Origin of the sequence: Pseudomonas sp. SD17-1 (assembly GCF_029201585.1) — a bacterium.
Taxonomy (GTDB): domain Bacteria; phylum Pseudomonadota; class Gammaproteobacteria; order Pseudomonadales; family Pseudomonadaceae; genus Aquipseudomonas; species Aquipseudomonas palmensis.
Genome location: NZ_CP104044.1, coordinates 5,361,174 through 5,380,407, shown reverse-complemented (window position 1 = coordinate 5,380,407; position 19,234 = coordinate 5,361,174). Strand labels below are relative to the sequence as shown.

16 protein-coding genes are annotated in these 19,234 nt (G+C 65.1%); 14 read left to right on the top strand and 2 right to left on the bottom strand.

Features of this window, described 5'->3' with window-relative positions; all coding sequences use genetic code 11:
• Positions 1-121: 121 nt before the first annotated feature.
• From pilM to N0B28_RS24535, 12 genes are all read left to right on the top strand, one after another.
• A complete protein-coding gene (gene pilM, locus N0B28_RS24590; RefSeq protein ID WP_275729369.1) occupies positions 122-973 on the top strand; it encodes a pilus assembly protein PilM in 852 nt (283 codons plus the stop codon).
• Positions 970-1,500, top strand: coding sequence for a PilN domain-containing protein (locus N0B28_RS24585; protein ID WP_158255600.1), 531 nt, complete (start codon positions 970-972; stop codon positions 1,498-1,500). Before pilM ends, N0B28_RS24585 begins: the two co-directional genes overlap by 4 nt.
• Positions 1,497-2,402, top strand: coding sequence for a pilus assembly protein PilP (locus N0B28_RS24580; RefSeq protein WP_275729366.1), 906 nt, complete (start codon positions 1,497-1,499; stop codon positions 2,400-2,402). Before N0B28_RS24585 ends, N0B28_RS24580 begins: the two co-directional genes overlap by 4 nt.
• Before the next feature lie 48 nt (positions 2,403-2,450).
• Positions 2,451-3,698 carry a type IV pilus secretin PilQ gene (gene pilQ, locus N0B28_RS24575; protein WP_235593729.1) on the top strand — a complete coding sequence of 416 codons (1,248 nt, stop codon included), beginning with the start codon at positions 2,451-2,453 and terminating at the stop codon, positions 3,696-3,698.
• Positions 3,699-3,702: 4 nt separating this feature from the next.
• Positions 3,703-4,221 (top strand): shikimate kinase AroK, encoded by a 519-nt coding sequence (gene aroK, locus N0B28_RS24570; protein ID WP_043859939.1) that lies wholly within the window; start codon positions 3,703-3,705, stop codon positions 4,219-4,221.
• A gap of 100 nt (positions 4,222-4,321) precedes the next feature.
• The gene (gene aroB / locus N0B28_RS24565; RefSeq protein ID WP_043859938.1) at positions 4,322-5,419 is read left to right on the top strand and encodes a 3-dehydroquinate synthase; all 1,098 of its coding nucleotides are present in this window, start codon (positions 4,322-4,324) and stop codon (positions 5,417-5,419) included.
• 16 nt (positions 5,420-5,435) lie between these two features.
• Entirely contained in the window at positions 5,436-7,031 is a 1,596-nt protein-coding gene (locus N0B28_RS24560) for an AAA family ATPase (RefSeq protein WP_043859937.1), read from the top strand.
• A 367-nt stretch (positions 7,032-7,398) separates the two neighbouring features.
• Positions 7,399-11,844 carry a glutamate synthase large subunit gene (gene gltB, locus N0B28_RS24555; RefSeq protein ID WP_275729362.1) on the top strand — a complete coding sequence of 1,482 codons (4,446 nt, stop codon included), beginning with the start codon at positions 7,399-7,401 and terminating at the stop codon, positions 11,842-11,844.
• A gap of 33 nt (positions 11,845-11,877) precedes the next feature.
• The gene (locus N0B28_RS24550) at positions 11,878-13,296 is read left to right on the top strand and encodes an FAD-dependent oxidoreductase (protein WP_043859935.1); all 1,419 of its coding nucleotides are present in this window, start codon (positions 11,878-11,880) and stop codon (positions 13,294-13,296) included.
• A 180-nt stretch (positions 13,297-13,476) separates the two neighbouring features.
• A complete protein-coding gene (gene hemE, locus N0B28_RS24545; RefSeq protein ID WP_043859934.1) occupies positions 13,477-14,541 on the top strand; it encodes a uroporphyrinogen decarboxylase in 1,065 nt (354 codons plus the stop codon).
• 147 nt (positions 14,542-14,688) lie between these two features.
• Complete coding sequence (locus N0B28_RS24540; protein ID WP_116052377.1) at positions 14,689-15,189, top strand: hypothetical protein; 501 nt, start codon at positions 14,689-14,691, stop codon at positions 15,187-15,189.
• Positions 15,190-15,276: 87 nt separating this feature from the next.
• Positions 15,277-15,624, top strand: a complete 348-nt coding sequence (locus N0B28_RS24535; protein ID WP_043859932.1) for a NirD/YgiW/YdeI family stress tolerance protein — start codon at positions 15,277-15,279, stop codon at positions 15,622-15,624.
• Positions 15,625-15,681: 57 nt separating this feature from the next.
• Here the strand turns inward: N0B28_RS24535 and N0B28_RS24530 are convergent, their stop codons facing one another.
• Positions 15,682-16,851, bottom strand: a complete 1,170-nt coding sequence (locus tag N0B28_RS24530) for an MFS transporter (protein ID WP_168186837.1) — start codon at positions 16,849-16,851, stop codon at positions 15,682-15,684.
• Between the two features lie 215 nt (positions 16,852-17,066).
• Here N0B28_RS24530 and N0B28_RS24525 point away from each other — a divergent pair, with 215 nt between their 5' ends.
• Together N0B28_RS24525 and N0B28_RS24520 are read left to right on the top strand one after the other, a co-directional pair.
• The gene (locus tag N0B28_RS24525) at positions 17,067-17,966 is read left to right on the top strand and encodes a LysR family transcriptional regulator (RefSeq protein WP_253086233.1); all 900 of its coding nucleotides are present in this window, start codon (positions 17,067-17,069) and stop codon (positions 17,964-17,966) included.
• A gap of 66 nt (positions 17,967-18,032) precedes the next feature.
• Positions 18,033-18,803: a ParA family protein gene (locus N0B28_RS24520; protein ID WP_043859929.1), complete on the top strand. Its 771-nt coding sequence runs from the start codon at positions 18,033-18,035 to the stop codon at positions 18,801-18,803.
• On the opposite strand, the gene trxC is transcribed toward N0B28_RS24520, so the two are convergent.
• Positions 18,800-19,234: a thioredoxin TrxC gene (gene trxC / locus N0B28_RS24515; protein WP_054915555.1), complete on the bottom strand. Its 435-nt coding sequence runs from the start codon at positions 19,232-19,234 to the stop codon at positions 18,800-18,802. The two genes, N0B28_RS24520 and trxC, sit on opposite strands and share 4 nt — an antisense overlap.

Here is a 19,234-nt window from a genome sequence, read left to right as displayed (position 1 = left end):
CGAGAAAAAACGCTGGGCATTATAAGCAATTTTCACTGTGCCGCGTGGGTTGCGCGGTGCACGGGCTGACCGGTGCCCTGTCTGGGGGCCGGTCGAAGCAGGCGGATGCCAGGAAAAGCCAATGTTTGGACGTTTCGGCAAGGATGCCGGTTCACTGCTGGGTATCGATATTTCATGTTGCGCGGTGCGATTGCTGCAGCTGCGGCAGGTGGCAGGGGCCTTCGAGGTGCGTGCGCAGGCCGTGCAGACGCTGGCGGCGGGCGTGCTGCAGGACGGCCGGGTGGCCGACCCGGCACAGTTGGCGCAGGTGCTGGGCGATGCCCTGGCCCGCAGCGGTGCCACCTTGCGCGAGGCGGCGCTGGCGATTCCGGCCACGGCCGTGCTGAGCAAGACCGTGCAGGTGCCGGCGGGGCTGGCAGAGGATGCCCTGTTTGCCCGCCTGTGCCATGAGGCCGAACCTTTCATACCCTTTGCCCTGGACGAGGCGGCCTTCGATTTCGAGTGCCGCGGCTCGGTCGCGCACGACCCGTGCTACGAGGCGGTGGGGGTGTATGCCTGTCATCAGGGCTGGCTCGATGGGCTGGAGGCGGCACTGGAGCTGGCAGGCCTGCGTGCGCGAGTGGTCGAGACCGACAGTCTGGCGTTGTTGCGCGCGGTCGGGGCGGACGATGACGCGGTCGCCGTGGTGCGGGTCGAGCCAGGGCACTGGGCGCTGCATGCACAGCACCAGGCATGGCGTGCCGACGTGGGTGCAGCGGCCGATGTGCCGCAGGCGTTGGCTGCCTGCATCGAACGCTGGTTGCAGGCCCTGGAGGGCCCTGCACCGGCGCGGCTGGTGCTGACCGGGGCGGCTGCCGATTCGGCCCGGGCGCTGGAAGTGCAGCGTCGGCTGGGTATCGAAACCACGGTGTTCGATGCCGCCGAACCCGCGCTGGCGCTGGCCTATGGGCTGGCGATGAGGCGTGCCCCGTGAGGCGCGATATCAACCTGCTGCCGTGGCGGGCCTGGCAACGCCAGCGCAGTGTGCGGCAGTTGCAGGGGTTGATGCTGGTGGCTCTGCTGCTGGGGGTCGCCATCGTGGTGCTGCTGGACCGGCATGGCGCCTATCGCCTGGCGCAGCAGGGGCAGGCCAATGCGGCCCTGCGCGATGCCATCGCACGGCTTGAGGGCCCGCTGGCGGAACTGGCCGACCTGACCGCCCGGGGCGATGCGCTGCAGGAGCGCATCCAGGGGCTGGATGCCGTGCTGCGCGCCGCGTCCCCAGGTGGTCAGGTGCTTGCACCGCTGGCCACGCGGGTGCCACAAGGGCTGCAACTGACTGCACTGGCGCTCGAGGGCAGCGCGCTGCGCCTGGAGGGGGTGGCACAGGGGCGGGCGTCGGTCACTCAACTGCTGCGCAATCTGGATCAGGCCCCTGGCCTGGGCGAGGTGCAGTTGCAGGAGATCAAAGCCACGGCCGCCGGCGAGGTGTTCCACCTCCGTGCGCAGGTGCAGCCATGAGCCCGGCTCTCGACTGGTACCTGATGGCAGCGTGGCCTCGGCGGTACAAGGCGCTGTTGCTGGCGGCTTGCCTGCTGCTGGCGCTCGGTAGCGGTTATGGGCTGCACCTGCGCGGGGCGAACGCTTCGCTTGAGCGGGCGCTGGCGCGTGGAGCCGAGTTGCAGCAGGCCTGGCAAGCGCAGGCAGACCAGGTCGCCCGGCTGGACGAGCAGCAGGCCCGCTTGCTCGGCCTGGAGCAACGCCTGCGGGAGGCCCAGGCCCGGCTGCTGCCAGCGGGCGGCATGCCCGGCCTGCTGCAGGCTGTCGCCCGGGCCGGGCGGGGCCTGGTGTTCGAGCAGGTGAAAGTGTTGCCGGCGCAGCCGCAGGCCCTGCATGCCGAAATGCCGGTGCACCTGCAGGTGGTGGGCGACTTCGCCGCGCTGGCCGGTTTTGTCGACGCCCTGGCCACACTGCCTGAGCGCGTGACCCTGCATGACCTTCACCTGGCGCCGCTGGCGGGGCGTGGGCAGCTGCGTCTGCAGATGCACCTCAAGGCCTATGCGTCCGGCCTGCCGGTCGACCCCGTGGCGCAGCCGGCGCCGGTGCTGGCGGAGGCGCGCGATCCCTTTGCCGCGCCGCCGCCCGCAGCGCTCGAATTTGCGCTGGAACACGTGCCGCTGGAACAGATGGAACTGGTTGGGCACCTGGCCGACCGTCGAGGCGGGGTGGCGTTGATCCGTGTTGCGGGGGCGTTGTACCCGTTGCGCGAAGGTGACCGGCTGGGGCCGGACAAGGGGCGGGTGGTGCGCATCGATGCGCAGCAGGTCGAGCTCGAGGAGCAGGTATGGGTCGAGGGCGCCGGCTGGGTGGAGCGCTCGCAGATGATCGAAGCCAATGGGGTGGCTCGACACGTCGTCAACTGACCAGGGAGGTCGTGGATGAACAGGATGTTCAGCCTGTGTGCGGTATTGATGGTGGCGCTGCCGGTAGCAGGTGCAGGCCTTGGGGCCGAGGGGGCAGGGTATGGCGGCGAGCCGCTGTCGTTGAGTTTCCAGGATGTCGAGGTGCGTTCGGTGCTCAAGGTGCTGGCCGACTTCACCGGGGTCAACCTGGTGGCCAGTGATGCAGTGCAGGGCAAGGTGACCCTGCGCCTGCACGAGGTGCCCTGGGAACAGGCACTGGACCTGGTGCTGCGCAGCAAGGGCCTGGGTCGGCGTCAGGAGGGCAACGTGCTGCTGGTGGCGCCTTTGGCCGAACTGGCCGGGCACGATACCCAGGCCCGTGCGGCGCAGGCCCCGCCAACGCTGGTGCGCGAACTGCTCACGGTCAGCCATGCGCGGGCCGGGGACATCGTGCAGCTGTTCCAGGCCATGGTCGAGGACGACGACCCCGGCGCGATCACGGTCGACGAGCGCACCAACACCATCATTGCCAGCCAGCCGTCGGCACGCCTGGCCGACCTGCGGCGGCTGCTCGCGCAGCTTGATGTACCGGTTCGCCAGGTGATGATCGAGGCGCGCATCGTCGAGGCCAATGTCGATTACGAAAAAAGCCTGGGGGTGCGCTGGGGCGGGGCGGTGCAACTGGGCGGCGGCCTGCGCGCAGGCGGGTTGGCCGCCGACGGGCTGCCGTTCGTCGACCTGGGGGTGGAACGGGCCACCTCGGGTATCGGCCTGGGGTTGGTGCGCGACAGTGTGCTGCTCGACCTGGAGCTCAGCGCGATGGAAAAGACCGGCAATGGCGAAATCATCTCCCAGCCCAAGGTGGTCACCGCCGACAAGGAAACCGCGCGCATTCTCAAGGGTACCGAGGTGCCGTATCAGGAGTCGGGCGCCAACGGCACTACGTCCACCACCTTTCGCGAGGCCTCGCTGTCGCTGGAGGTGACCCCGCAGATCACGGCCGACAACCGGGTGATCATGACGGTCAAGGTCACCAAGGACGAGCCGGACTACCTCAATGCCCTCAACAGCGTGCCGCCGATCCGCAAGAACGAGGTGAATGCCAAGGTTCAGGTGGGGGATGGCGAGACCATCGTGATCGGCGGGGTGTATGCCACCGTGCAAAGTAATGTTGTCGACAAGGTGCCATTTTTCGGCGATGTGCCGTATGTTGGGCGGCTGTTTCGTCGCGCTGTCATCCAAGAGAAAAAATCCGAGCTGCTGGTCTTCCTGACTCCGCGTATCATGAGTGACCGGGCGATTGCTGTGAGTCGTTGATTCTGTGCGAAATTTGATACTTGTAGGGCCGATGGGTGCCGGTAAGAGCACCATCGGTCGCTTGCTGGCCAAAGAGCTGCGCCTGCCGTTCAAGGATTCCGACAAGGAAATTGAGCTGCGCACGGGCGCCAACATCCCGTGGATCTTCGACAAGGAAGGCGAGCCCGGCTTTCGTGATCGCGAGCAGGCGATGATCGCCGAGCTGTGCGAGGCCGACGGTGTGGTGCTGGCCACCGGCGGCGGCGCGGTGATGCGCGATGCCAACCGTGCGGCGCTGCATGCCGGGGGGCGCGTGATCTACCTGCACGCCTCGGTGGAGCAGCAGGTGGGGCGTACGGCCCGTGACCGCAACCGGCCGCTGCTGCGCACGGCCAACCCGGAGGCCACGCTGCGTGCCTTGCTCGAGTTGCGCGACCCGCTTTATCGGGAAATCGCCGACCTGGTGGTGGAAACCGACGAGCGGCCGCCGCGCATGGTGGTTCTGGATATTCTGGAGCGCTTGCAGAAGTTGCCGCCCCGTTAAGGCTTGACTATCCTCGGCGGCCAGTCATGCCCTGGCAGGGCACTTCGTTATTGCGCGGGTCGGGTCTTCGATGCCGCGCCTTTGTTCTTTGTGGGGACACATGCAGACACTTAAGGTCGAACTGGGCGAACGCAGCTACCCGATCTACATCGGCGAAGGCCTGCTGGATCAGCCTGAACTGCTGGCGCCGCACATTGCCGGCAAGCAGGTCGCCATCGTATCCAACGAGACTGTCGCGCCCCTTTACCTGCAACGCCTCACCCACAGCCTGGGGGCCTATTCGGTACTGCCGGTGGTGCTGCCCGATGGCGAGGCCTTCAAGAACTGGGAAACCCTGCAACTGATCTTCGACGCCCTGCTGACGGCACGTCACGACCGTCGCACCACCGTGATCGCCCTGGGCGGCGGGGTGATCGGCGACATGGCCGGCTTTGCCGCCGCCTGCTACCAGCGCGGCGTGGACTTCATCCAGGTGCCCACCACGCTGCTGTCCCAGGTGGACTCGTCGGTGGGCGGCAAGACCGGCATCAACCACCCGCTGGGCAAGAACATGGTCGGTGCCTTCTATCAGCCCAACGCGGTGCTGATCGATACCGCCAGCCTCAAGAGCCTGCCGCCGCGCGAGCTGTCGGCGGGCCTGGCCGAGGTGATCAAGTACGGCCTGATCTGCGACGAGCCGTTTCTGGGCTGGCTCGAAGACAATGTCGATGCGCTGCGTGCGCTCGACCAGGCTGCACTGACCCGCGCCATCCAGCGCTCCTGCGAGGCCAAGGCGGCCGTGGTGGGGGCTGACGAGCGCGAGTCGGGCGTGCGTGCCACGCTCAATCTCGGTCACACCTTTGGCCACGCCATCGAAACCCACATGGGCTATGGTGTGTGGCTGCACGGTGAAGCCGTGGCGGCTGGCACGGTAATGGCCCTGGAAATGTCCATGCGCCTGGGCTGGATCAGCCAGGCGCAGCGCGACCGCGGCATTCGCCTGTTCCAGCGCGCCGGCCTGCCGGTGGTGCCTCCGGCCGAAATGACCCCGGCCCACTTCATGGAACACATGGCGGTCGATAAAAAGGTGCTCGACGGTCGTCTGCGCCTGGTCCTGCTGCGCCATATGGGCGAAGCCGTGGTGACCGACGACTATCCGCAAGAGATTCTTCAGGCCACGCTGGCGGCGGATTACCGCGCAATCGTGGCCCAGCTTTGAGGTTGACGAGAGTTCGATGACTAGTTTGCATGCCGACGAGGCCTTTCTCGGCCATTACCAGTTGAACCATGACCCCTTCGCTGCGCGGGTGCCTGGCTTCAAGTTCTTCCCTGCCCAGCGCAAGCCGGTGCTGGGCCAGTTGCATCACCTGGCCCGCTACAGCCAGCTGCTGCTGGTGGTCACAGGCCCTCTGGGCAGCGGCAAGACCCTGCTGCGCCAGGCCCTTGTGGCCAGCACCAACAAGCAGTCGGTGCTCAGCGTGGTGGTTTCGGCGCGTGGCGCCGGCGATGCAGCCGGCCTGCTGGCCCAGGTAGCGCAGTCGCTGAATGTGGCCAAGGCGCAAGTCACCGAGATCCTCGCCCAGATCGTGCAGCTGGCGCTGACCGGTCAGGAAGTCTACTTGCTGGTGGACGATGCGGAACAACTTGGCGAGTCGGCACTCCAAGCCTTGCTGGAACTGGCGGCGGGCACACCGGAAGGTCGCCCGCACGTGTTCCTGTTCGGCGAGCCGTCACTGATCGCAGCCCTGGATGAACTCAATGCCGAGCAGGAGCGTTTCCACGTCATCGAGTTGCAGCCCTACACCGAGGACGAAACCCGGGAATACCTGGAGCAGCGTCTGGAAGGTGCCGGGCGTGGCATCGAGGTGTTCACCAGCGAGCAGATCGCCGAGATTCACGAAAACTCGGACGGCTGGCCTGGAGCAATCAACCAGGTGGCCCGCGATACCATGATCGAAGCCATGCTCGCCACCCGCTCGCCGGTGAAGCGACCATCAATGGGGTTCAATATGCCGAAGAAACACGTGCTGGCGTTGTCTGCCGTGGTAGTGGTTGCCGTGGCGGCAGCCGTGCTGATGCCCAAGAAGGGCGACCAGGCGCCGGCCACTGCGCCTGCCGAGCAGGCGCAACTGCCCCTGGGCCAGGGCAAGCCGGGCAATGCCCAGTCGAACAACGGTGGCCCGGCCATCGAGTTCGCCGGTTCTTCGCAGCCGATGCCGCTGCCACTGGTGGGCCAGTCCCAGCCGGTGATGCGCGGCCCGCTGGCCGAGGCGGCCGGCATGGGTGATGGCGAGGAATCCGGCCCGGCTGGCGACACTGCACTGCAGCCGCCTACCGTTACCACCACTGCACCGCCCGCCGGTGTCACTGCAGGCCCGGCGCCTACGATGGCCCAGCCGGTTGTACCGGCGCAGCAGCCTGCCGCGCCAGTGGCCAGCAAGCCGGTTGCACCTGCCGCCAAGCCCGCCCCTGCACCCGTGCAGGTGGCCACGGCCAAGCCAGCACCCAAACCTGCAGAAAAACCCGCTGCCAAGCCCGCTGCGGGCGGTAGCTGGTACAGCGGCCAGGCGCCAGGCAACTACGTGGTGCAGATCCTGGGCACCAGTTCCGAGGCATCGGCCCAGGCGTTCGTCAAGGCCGAGGGTGGCGACTATCGCTACTTCAAGAAAACCCTGCAGGGCAAACCCCTGTACGTGATCACCTACGGCAACTTCTCCAGCCGCGATGCAGCCGTCGCTGCAATCAAAACCTTGCCAGCCAAGGTCCAGGCTGGTAAACCTTGGCCTCGTACCGTTGCCAGCGTCCAACAAGAACTGGCTGCGACCCGCTGATACATGGTCGGGTGGCACTACCCCCGCCACCTGCTGAGCGACTCCTGAACCCCGGTCTAGCCTGCTGCGTAACACGCGGCAGGCTTTTCTGTCCCAGACTGCCGGCCACAAGCCCCTGTTGCAGTCCAGGCTGAAACGCTTCAGACTCAAGCAATTCCGTTACCACGGATTCTTGTATAAAAACATTCAAAAATGCGACATGGATTTTCACTGATGCGTCAGTAAATTTGTGGGCTTCACTGTCGCTGTGCAACAATGGCATCCGTATTGCCCCCGCAAAGCTGACGTTCGTTCGGCGTGGATGGTAAGTGGTTGTATTAAAAAGAGATTTGCCTTGGTGAGAGGCGAACCTGGTGAGAAAGTGTCTATGAAAACAGGTCTGTACCATCCCGAAGAATTCAAGGATAACTGTGGTTTCGGCCTGATCGCCCATATGACGGGCGAACCCAGCCACCACCTTTTGCAAACGGCTATCCAGGCCCTGACCTGCATGACCCACCGTGGTGGGATCAACGCCGACGGCAAGACCGGCGACGGCTGCGGGCTGCTGATGCAGAAGCCCGATCGGTTCCTGCGGGCCGTGGCCCTGGAACAGTTCGGCAGCGAGCTGCCCCGCCAGTACGCGGTCGGCATGGTGTTCTTCAACCAGGACACCGCCAAGGCCGAAGCCGCGCGCGACAACATGAACCGCGAGATCCTCGCTGCAGGCCTGAGCCTGGTGGGCTGGCGCAAGGTGCCGATCGACACCAGCGTGCTCGGTCGCCTGGCGCTGGAGCGCCTGCCGCAGATCGAGCAGGTGTTCGTCGGTGGCGAAGGCCTGAGCGATCAGGAATTCGCGATCAAGCTGTTCAGTGCCCGGCGTCGCTCGTCGGTGGCCAACGCCGCCGATGCCGAACACTACATCTGCAGCTTTTCGCACAAGACCATCATCTACAAAGGCCTGATGATGCCGGCGGACCTCACCGCCTTCTATCCGGACCTGAGCGACGAGCGCCTGCAGACGGCGATCTGCGTGTTCCACCAGCGCTTCTCCACCAATACCCTGCCCAAATGGCCGCTGGCCCAGCCATTTCGCTTCCTCGCCCACAACGGCGAGATCAATACCATCACCGGCAACCGCAACTGGGCCCAGGCGCGGCGTACCAAGTTCGCCAACGACCTGATCCCGGATCTGGAAGAGCTCGGCCCGCTGGTCAACCGCGTGGGCTCCGACTCCTCGTCGATGGACAACATGCTCGAGCTGATGGTCACCGGTGGCATCGACCTGTTCCGTGGCGTGCGCATGCTGGTACCGCCGGCCTGGCAGAACGTCGAGACCATGGACCCCGACCTGCGCGCGTTCTATGAATACAACTCCATGCACATGGAAGCCTGGGACGGCCCGGCGGGCATCGTGCTCACCGAAGGCCGCCATGCCGTGTGCCTGCTCGACCGCAACGGCCTGCGCCCGGCGCGCTGGGTCACCACCAAGAACGGCTATATCACCCTGGCGTCGGAAATCGGCGTGTGGGACTACAAGCCCGAAGACGTCATCGCCAAGGGCCGCGTGGGCCCGGGGCAGATTTTCGCGGTCGACACCGAGACCGGCCAGATCCTCGACACCGATGCGATCGACAACCGCCTCAAGTCGCGCCACCCGTACAAGCGCTGGTTGCGCCAGAATGCCCTGCGCATCCAGGCCGACCTGAGCGACGACCAGGGCGTGGCCAGCTACGACGGCGACCAGCTCAAGCAGTACATGAAGATGTTCCAGGTCACCTTCGAGGAGCGTGACCAGGTGCTGCGCCCCTTGGGTGAGCAGGGCCAGGAAGCCGTGGGCTCGATGGGCGACGACACGCCGATGGCGATCCTGTCGCAACGCGTGCGTTCCACCTACGACTACTTCCGCCAGCAGTTCGCGCAGGTCACCAACCCGCCGATCGACCCGCTGCGCGAAGCCATCGTGATGTCGCTGGAGATCTGCCTGGGTGCCGAGCGCAACATCTTCCAGGAGTCCCCCGAGCACGCCTCGCGGGTGATTCTCAGCTCGCCGGTGATTTCGCCGGCCAAGTGGCGCTCGCTGATGAACCTCGACCGCCCGGGCTTCGAACGCCAGGTGATCGACCTCAACTACGAGGAAAGCATCGGCCTGGAAGCGGCCGTGCGCAACATCACCGAACAGGCCGAAGAAGCCGTGCGCAGCGGCAAGACCCAGCTGGTGCTGAGCGACCGTCATATCGCACCCGGCAAGCTGCCGGTGCATGCGTCGCTGGCCGTGGGCGCCGTGCACCATCGCCTGACCGAACTGGGCCTGCGCTGCGACAGCAACATCCTGGTCGAGACCGCCACCGCCCGCGATCCACACCACTACGCGGTGCTGATCGGGTTCGGCGCCTCGGCGGTGTACCCGTATCTTGCCTACGAAGTGCTGGCCGACCTGATCCGCACCGGCGAAGTGCTCGGTGACCTGGACGAAGTGTTCAAGTACTACCGCAAGGGCATCTCCAAGGGCCTGCTCAAGATCCTCTCCAAGATGGGCATCTCGACCATCGGTTCCTACCGGGGCGCGCAGCTGTTCGAAGCCGTGGGCCTGTCCGAGGAAGTGGTCAACCTCAGCTTCCGTGGCGTGGCCAGCCGCCTCAAGGGCGCGCGCTTCGTCGACATCGAGAACGAGCAGAAGCTGCTGGCCGCCGAAGCCTGGAGCCCGCGCAAGCCGATCCAGCAGGGCGGCCTGCTCAAGTTCGTGCACGGTGGCGAATACCACGCCTACAACCCGGACGTGGTCAATACCCTGCAAGCTGCCGTGCAGCAGGGCGACTACGCCAAGTTCAAGGAATACACCGCACTGGTCGACAAGCGTCCGGTGTCGATGATCCGCGACCTGCTCAAGGTGAAAACCCTGGAGCAGCCGCTGGACCTGAGCGAAGTCGAGCCGCTGGAGGCCATCCTCAAGCGCTTCGACTCGGCGGGTATTTCCCTGGGCGCGCTGTCGCCTGAGGCCCACGAAGCCCTGGCCGAGGCGATGAACCGCCTGGGCGCGCGCTCCAACTCCGGCGAGGGCGGCGAAGACCCGGCCCGCTACGGCACCATCCGCAGTTCCAAGATCAAGCAGGTGGCCACCGGCCGCTTCGGCGTCACTCCCGAATACCTGGTCAACGCCGAAGTGCTGCAGATCAAGGTGGCCCAGGGCGCCAAGCCGGGCGAGGGCGGCCAGCTGCCGGGCGGCAAGGTCAACGGCCTGATCGCCAGGCTGCGCTATGCGGTGCCGGGCGTGACCCTGATCTCGCCACCGCCGCACCATGACATCTACTCGATCGAAGACCTCTCGCAGCTGATCTTCGACCTGAAGCAGGTCAACCCGCAGGCGCTGGTCTCGGTCAAGCTGGTGGCCGAAGCCGGGGTAGGCACCATCGCCGCCGGCGTGGCCAAGGCCTATGCCGACCTGATCACCATCTCCGGCTACGACGGTGGTACCGGCGCCTCGCCGCTGACCTCCATCAAGTATGCCGGTGCACCGTGGGAACTGGGCCTGGCCGAAACCCACCAGACCCTGCGCGGCAACGACCTGCGCGGCAAGGTGCGGGTACAGACCGATGGCGGCCTGAAAACCGGCCTGGACGTGGTCAAGGCCGCGATCCTCGGCGCCGAGAGCTTCGGCTTCGGCACCGCACCGATGATCGCCCTGGGCTGCAAGTACCTGCGCATCTGCCACCTGAACAACTGCGCCACCGGCGTGGCCACGCAGAACGAAAAACTGCGCAAGGACCACTACATCGGCACCGTCGACATGGTGGTCAACTTCTTCACCTACGTGGCCGAGGAAACCCGTGAATGGCTGGCCAGGCTGGGCGTGCGCAGCCTGGGCGAGCTGATCGGGCGTACCGACCTGCTGGAAATGCTCCCCGGTGAAACCGAGAAGCAGAAGCACCTGGACCTCAGCCCTTTGCTGGGCAGCCCGCACGTTCCGGCCGACAAGCCGCAGTTCTGCGAAGTGGACCGCAACCCGCCGTTCGACAAGGGCGTGCTGGCCGAGAAGATGGTGCAGATCGCCCTGCCGGCGATCCGTGACCTGGCCGGCGGCGAGTTCGAGCTGGATATCTGCAACTGCGACCGCTCCATCGGCGCGCGGATCTCCGGTGAAATTGCCCGCCTGCACGGCAACCAGGGCATGGCCAAGGCGCCGCTGACCTTCCGCTTCAAGGGCACTGCCGGGCAGAGCTTCGGGGTGTGGAACGCCGGTGGCCTGAACATGTACCTCGAAGGTGATGCCAACGACTATGTCGGCAAGGGCATGACCGGCGGCAAACTGGTGATCGTGCCGCCAGCGGGCAGCCCGTTCGAAACCCAGCACAGCGCCATCGTCGGCAACACCTGTCTGTACGGCGCCACGGGCGGCAAGCTGTTCGCCGCCGGTACCGCGGGTGAGCGCTTCGCGGTGCGCAACTCCGGTGCCCACGCCATCGTCGAGGGCACGGGCGATCACTGCTGTGAATACATGACCGGGGGCTTTGTCTGCGTATTGGGCAAGACCGGTTACAACTTCGGTTCCGGGATGACCGGTGGTTTTGCCTACGTGCTCGACCAGGACAACAGCTTCGTCGACAAGGTCAACCACGAACTGGTGGAGATCCAGCGTATCAGCGGCGAGGCGATGGAGGCTTATCGCAGCCACCTGCAGCGCGTGCTGGGTGAATACGTCGAAGAAACCAACAGCGAATGGGGTCGTGAGCTCTGGGAAAACCTGGATGACTACGTGCGTCGCTTCTGGCTGGTCAAGCCGAAGGCGGCCAACCTGAAGAACCTGCTGTCCAGCACCCGTGCCAACCCGCAGTGATATGCGCCTGAAGAGTTTGATGAGGTTTTGAACATGGCTGAACGTCTGAGTAATGACTTCCAGTTCATCGAGGTCGGGCGCAAGGATCCGAAGAAGAAACTGTTGCGTCAACGCAAGAAAGAGTTCGTGGAAATCTACGAGCCCTTCAAACCCCAGCAGTCGGCCGAACAGGCCCACCGCTGCCTGGGCTGTGGCAACCCGTACTGCGAATGGAAGTGCCCGGTGCACAACTTCATTCCCAACTGGCTCAAGCTGGTGTCGGAGGGCAACATCCTCGCCGCTGCGGAGCTGTCGCACCAGACCAACACCCTGCCCGAAGTGTGCGGCCGGGTGTGCCCGCAGGATCGCCTGTGCGAGGGTGCCTGTACCCTCAACGACGGCTTCGGCGCGGTGACCATCGGCTCGGTGGAGAAGTACATCACCGACACCGCCTTCGCCATGGGCTGGCGCCCGGACATGTCCAAGGTGGTGCCCACCGGCAAGCGCGTCGCGGTGATCGGTGCCGGCCCGGCGGGCCTGGGTTGTGCCGACGTGCTGGTGCGCGGCGGGGTAACCCCGGTGGTGTTCGACAAGAACCCCGAGATCGGCGGCCTGCTGACCTTCGGCATCCCCGAGTTCAAGCTGGAAAAGACCGTGCTCAGCAACCGCCGCGAAGTCTTCACCGGCATGGGCATCGAGTTCCGCCTGAACACCGAGGTGGGCAAGGACGTCACCATGGACCAGTTGCTCGAGGAGTTCGATGCGGTGTTCATGGGCATGGGCACCTACACCTACATGAAGGGTGGCTTCCCTGGCGAAGACCTGCCGGGTGTGCACGACGCGCTGGATTTTCTGATCGCCAACGTCAACCGCAACCTGGGCTTTGAAAAGTCCCCGCAAGACTTCGTCGACATGAAGGACAAGAAGGTCGTGGTGCTGGGCGGCGGCGACACCGCGATGGACTGCAACCGCACCTCCATCCGCCAGGGCGCCAAGGCCGTGACCTGTGCCTACCGGCGTGACGAGGCGAACATGCCCGGCTCGCGCAAGGAGGTGAAGAACGCCAAGGAGGAGGGCGTGAAGTTCCTCTACAACCGCCAGCCGATCGCGATCGTGGGTGAAGACAAGGTCGAGGGCGTGAAGGTGGTCGAGACCCGTCTCGGCGAGCCGGATGCCCGTGGCCGTCGCAGCCCGGAGCCGATTCCGGGTTCCGAAGAGATCATCCCGGCGGACGCTGTGGTCATCGCCTTCGGTTTCCGCCCCAGCCCTGCGCCGTGGTTCGAGCAGTTCAGCATCCAGACCGACAGCCAGGGCCGTGTGGTGGCGCCGGAGCAGAACCGCTTCAAGCACCAGACCAGCAACCCCAAGGTGTTTGCCGGTGGCGACATGGTGCGCGGTTCGGACCTAGTGGTGACGGCTATCTTCGAGGGGCGCAATGCCGCCGAGGGGATTCTGGACTACCTGGAGGTCTGATCGGGCCTCTTCGCCGGCAAGGCTGGCTCCTGCCAAACCTGTAGGAGCCGGCCTTGCCGGCGAAGCTTTTAACTAAATCTATTGACCTACCACAGGTCGATAGACAAAAGGCACGGTTCATACCGTGCCTTTTACGTTGGTGTCTGAGAAAATGCCCCCACTTTTTTTCCGGATGCCGACATGACTGCCTTGAAGAACGATCGTTTTCTGCGCGCCCTGCTCAAGCAACCCGTAGACGTCACCCCGGTGTGGATGATGCGCCAGGCCGGCCGCTACCTGCCGGAGTACCGCGCCAGCCGCGCCAAGGCCGGTGACTTCATGAGCCTGTGCATGAACCCGCAGTTCGCCTGCGAGGTCACGATGCAGCCGCTGGACCGCTACCCGCTGGACGCCGCGATCCTGTTCTCGGACATCCTGACCATCCCTGATGCCATGGGCCAGGGCCTGTATTTCGAAACCGGCGAAGGCCCGCGCTTCAAGAAAGTCATCAGCACCCTGGCCGACATCGAGGCGCTGCCGATCCCCGACCCGCAAAAGGACCTGGGCTACGTGATGGATGCGGTCAGCACCATCCGCCGCGAGCTCAACGGCCGTGTGCCGCTGATCGGCTTCTCCGGCAGCCCGTGGACCCTGGCCACCTACATGGTCGAAGGCGGCTCGTCCAAGGACTTTCGCAAGACCAAGGCCATGCTCTACGACAACCCGCAGGCCATGCACCTGCTGCTCGACAAGCTCGCCCAGTCGGTGGTCAGCTACCTCAACGGGCAGATCCTGGCCGGCGCACAGGCCGTGCAGATCTTCGACACCTGGGGTGGCAACCTGTCGGCGGCGGCGTACCAGGAGTTCTCCCTGGCCTACATGCGCAAGATCGTCAGCGGCCTGATCCGCGAGCACGAAGGGCGCAAGGTGCCGGTGATCCTGTTCACCAAGAACGGCGGCCTGTGGCTGGAAAGCATTGCTGATGCCGGCGCCGACGCGCTGGGCCTGGACTGGACCTGCGACATCGGTGAGGCGCGCCAGCGCGTGGGCAGCAAGGTGGCCCTGCAGGGCAACATGGACCCGACCGTGCTCTACGCCAAGCCCGAGGCCATCCGCGCCGAAGTCGGGCGTATCCTGGCCAGCTATGGCCACGGTACCGGCCACGTGTTCAACCTGGGCCATGGCATCACCCCGGAAGTCGATCCGGAACATGCCGGTGCCTTCATCCACGCCGTGCACGAACTGTCGGCGCAGTACCACCAGTAACGGGCAACTGCCTGGCGGGTGCCGCGTATCGCGGCCCCGCCACTGACTTTTCACGCTCCCCCGCCGATCCGTCCTACTGCCCGTCCAAGCCCCCTCCCTTACCATTCCGACCTCGATGCACAGCCGTGCCATTCAAGGAAGGAACCCGTGCCCAAGGATACCCGCGCAGTACAGCATCCCCTGCTGGCGGCAACCTGCCAACGGCTTGCCGAGCACGGTGACAACCAGCAACTGACGCGTCAGGGCATCCGCCTGGCGTTGCTGTGTCCGGCGATCCTGATGTGCGCCGTGCTGGCCATCTTCGCGTTCCTGCTGGGTGTCGTGATCCCTGATGTCGTGCAGATATTCGCCCATCACCAGCAGGCGTTGCCGGCCACGATCCGCATTTCGATGGCGCTGAACGAGAGCGGGCAGCGCTTTGCGCTGCCGTTTGCCGGTGTGCTGGTCGCCGCCGGCGTGTTCGCACGGCTCGCGTTGCACGCACTGCGGCGTCGACTGAGGTGGCACGGTTTGCTGTCGGACGTAAGGGTTGAACGAGCCCTGGGCCTGTTTGAGCCATTGATGCTGGCGATGACGGGCGGTGTGATGCTGTTCATCGGGCTGGCCATCCTTATGCCGATTCTGAGCCTCACCGCGTTGCTGGCCTGATCGGGTTTCCCACCATCGCGCATTAAGCTTCAGTTCAGGCGTGGGGATTAACCTGAGCGCATCCCCACTTGAAACGGAATGCCCACCATGAAAACTCGTTACCTGGCTCTGCTGCTTGCCCCGCTGTTCACCACTGGCGCGATGGCCGCCGGCTACACCGGCCCTGGCGCCCAGCCGGTCACCACGGTCGCGGCAGCCAACGACGCCGCCGACGACACTCCGGTGGTACTGCAGGGCTTTGTGGTCAAGAAGCTCAACAACGACGACAAGTACGAATTCAAGGATGCCAGCGGCACCATCACCGTCGAGATCGACAACGAAGACTTGCCGGCGGTGGCCTTCAACGACAAGACCAAGGTCAAGCTGACCGGTGAGGTCGAGAAGAACCTGATGTCCCGCGAGATCGATGTCGACCTGGTCGAAATCATCAACTGAACAGCTTCGCCGGCAAGGCCGGCTCCTGGTAGGAGCCGGCCTTGCCGGCGAGGGGTATCAGCCCTTCACATTCCCCGGCAGCGCCGGCAGCTTGCTCAGGTGCAACGCCACCAGCAGTGCGATCACCAGCAGGCTGCCGATGAACAGCCCGATGCCGTTCCACCCACCGTAATGCCAGAACACCCCGCCTGCCGTGCCCGCCACGCTCGACCCCGCGTAGTAGCTGAAAAGGTACAGCGAAGAGGCCTGCCCCTTGGCCGTGAGCGCACGCCGGCCGATCCAGCTGCTGGCCACCGAATGCGCGCCAAAGAAGCCGAAGGTGAACACCAGCATGCCGACGATCACCAGCACCAGGGGCGAGAACAGCGTCAGCAGCAACCCACCGAACATCAGCAGGATGCTCATCCAGAACACCTTGCGCCGCCCCAGCTTGTCCGACAGTGCGCCGATCTGCGCCGAGCTGTAGATGCCGGCCAGGTACACCACCGACAGCAGCCCCACCAGCGCCTGGCTCATGTGGTACGGCTCGGCGAGCAGCCGGTAGCCGATGTAGTTGAACAGCGTGACGAAGGCGCCCATCAGCAGAAACGCTTCCAGAAACAGCCACGGCAGCCCGGCGTCGCGAAAGTGCTGGGTGAAGCCGTTCAGCAGGCTGCGCGGGTTCATCGAGCGTGCACTGAAGTTGCGCGACTCGGGCAGGATCCTCCAGAACACTGCCGCCGCGACCAGTGCCAGGCCGCCGATCACCAGCATCGCGGTGTGCCAGCTGACGAAGTCGATCAGTACCCCGGTGATCAGGCGCCCGCTCATGCCGCCGATCGCGTTGCCGCCGATGTACAGCCCCATGGCCAGGCCGATGTGCTGCGGATGAATCTCTTCGCTCAGGTAGGTCATGGCCACCGCCGCCAGCCCGCTCAGCGACAGGCCCACCAGGGCACGCATGGCCAGCACGCCGTGCCAGCTGGGCATCAATGCGCTGGCGATGGTGCACAGCGCGGCGCAGAACAGGGCGAACACCATCACCGGCTTGCGCCCGACGCGGTCGGAAATCGGCCCGGTCACCAGCAGCCCGAACGCCAGCAGGCCGGTCGACACCGACAGCACCAGGCTGCTCTGGGCGGCATTGATGGAGAACTCGTGGGACAGCAGCGGCATCATCGGCTGCACGCAGTACAGCAGGGCGAAGGTGGCAAAGCCGCCACAGAACAATGCCAGCACCGTGCGCATGAACGCAGGGGTGCCTTTCTCGATCCAGCTTTCGTTCAGGGGGGCGGTGGTGTTCGCCGGGGCAGGGGGCAGCTCATGGGCAACAGCAGTTTTCACGGGGACCTCGAAAGGGGCACGGCCTCGCAGGCAGTGAAAAAAGCATATAGCTGGCTATTGATCTTTTCCAATATATTGTTCGACCTGTTTAAGAGGTTTTACGACCTATTGGAGTTGCCATGGAACTGCGCCACCTTCGCTACTTCATCGCCGTGGCCGAAGAGCTGCATTTTGGCCGTGCCGCACAGCAACTGGGCATCTCTCAACCGCCGCTGAGCCAGCAGATCCAGGCCCTGGAGCAGGAGCTGGGTGCACGCCTGTTCGAGCGTACCAACCGACGGGTGGCACTCAGCGAAGCCGGCCGGCTGTTTCTCGACGAGGCGCGCCAGGTGCTGGCGCAGGTCGACAAGGCCGCCGACGTGGCGCGGCGTGCCCAGCTCGGCGAGCTGGGTGAGATGAAGATCGGCTTCACCTCCTCGGCGCCGTTCAACTCCAGCATCCCCAAGGCCATCAATGCGTTTCGCCAGCGCTTCCCGGCGGTGCACCTGAACCTCAAGGAAATGAGCAGCCGCGACGTGGTGGATGCCTTGCTCGACGAGTCCATCGAGGTCGGCCTGATGCGCCCGATGAGCGTGCCCGATGGCGTGGTGATCACCGAACTGTTCCGCGAGCCGCTGGTGGCGGTGCTCAATGCCGCGCACCCGCTGGCCCAGGGCAACGAGCAGGGCCTGCCGCTGGCGGCCCTGGCCCAGGAGCCGTTCGTGTTCTTCCCGCGCAGCTACGGCAGCGGCCTGCACGCGCAGTTGCTCAGCCTGGCGCGCTCGGCCGGCTTCAGCCCGCACTTTGCCCAGGAGGCAGGCGAGGCCATGACCATCATCGGCCTGGTATCGGCGGGGCTTGGGGTGTCGGTGCTGCCGGCGTCGTTCAAGCGCATGCGCATCGACGGGGTGGCGTACCGCACCTTGCTCGACGCCGACGCGGTGACAGCGGTATGGCTGGCGCAGCGGCGCGAGGACGTGTCGGCGATGGCCCGGGCGTTCACCGAACTGTTGATCCGCCAGGCCCAGGCGCAGGGCTGAAAGGCACTGGCTAAACCGGCGCAACCCTCACATACTCGGTAGTTCCTTTCACATGGAGGTCTGTTCATGCGGCGCGTGGTGTTCAATCAGAAAGGTGGCGTGGGCAAGTCGAGCATTGCCTGCAACCTGGCGGCCGTCAGTGCCAACGAAGGCTATCGAACCCTGTTGATCGACCTGGACGCCCAGGCCAACTCGACCCAGTACCTCACCGGCCTGACCGGCGAGGACATTCCCATGGGCATTGCCGACTTCTTCAAGCAGACCCTGTCCTCGGGGCCGTTCGCCAAGAAGAACAAGGTCGACATCTATGAAACCCCGTTCGACAACCTGCATGTGGTGACCGCCACGGCAGAGCTGGCCGACCTGCAGCCCAAGCTCGAGGCCAAGCACAAGATCAACAAGCTGCGAAAGCTGCTGGACGAGCTGTCCGACGATTACGACCGCATCTACCTGGACACCCCGCCTGCGTTGAACTTCTATGCGGTTTCAGCGTTGATCGCCGCCGATCGCGTATTGATCCCCTTCGACTGCGACAGCTTCTCGCGTCAGGCGCTGTACGGCCTGCTGGCCGAGATCGAAGAGCTCAAGGAAGACCACAACGAGGGCCTGGAAGTCGAGGGCATCGTGGTCAACCAGTTCCAGGCGCGCGCCAGCCTGCCGCAGCAGATGCTCGACGAACTGATTGCCGAAGGCTTGCCGGTGCTGCCGGTGTACCTCAACAGCTCGGTGAAGATGCGCGAGTCCCACCAGGCCAGCCTGCCGCTGATTCACCTGGAACCGCGGCACAAGCTGACCCAGCAGTTCGTCGAACTGCATACGCTGCTGGAAAACGCCTAGACCCCCTGGCTGCGCAGCCATTCCAGCAGTTGCTGGAGTGGAAAGGCGCCGCTCTGGCGCGCCACTTCGCGGCCGTTCTTGAACAGGATCAGGCTGGGGATGGAGCGTATGCCCAGTTGCCCGGCCAGTTGCTGATTGGCTTCGCTGTCGAGCTTGGCCAGGCGGCAGCGTCCGGCCAGTTGGCCGGCGGCCTGTTCGAAGACCGGGCCGAACGCCTTGCAGGGCCCGCACCAGTCGGCCCACACATCGATCAGCAATGGCAGGTCGCCCTTGATCTGGCTGGCGTAGTCGCCCTGTTTCAATTCGAATGGCTTGTGCAACAGCACCTCACCCTTGCAGCGCCCGCACTTGGGTGCGTCCCTCAGGCGTGCGGCGGGGATGCGGTTGAGGCCGTTGCAGTGGGGGCAGGGGATGTGGAGGGGGTCGGTCAT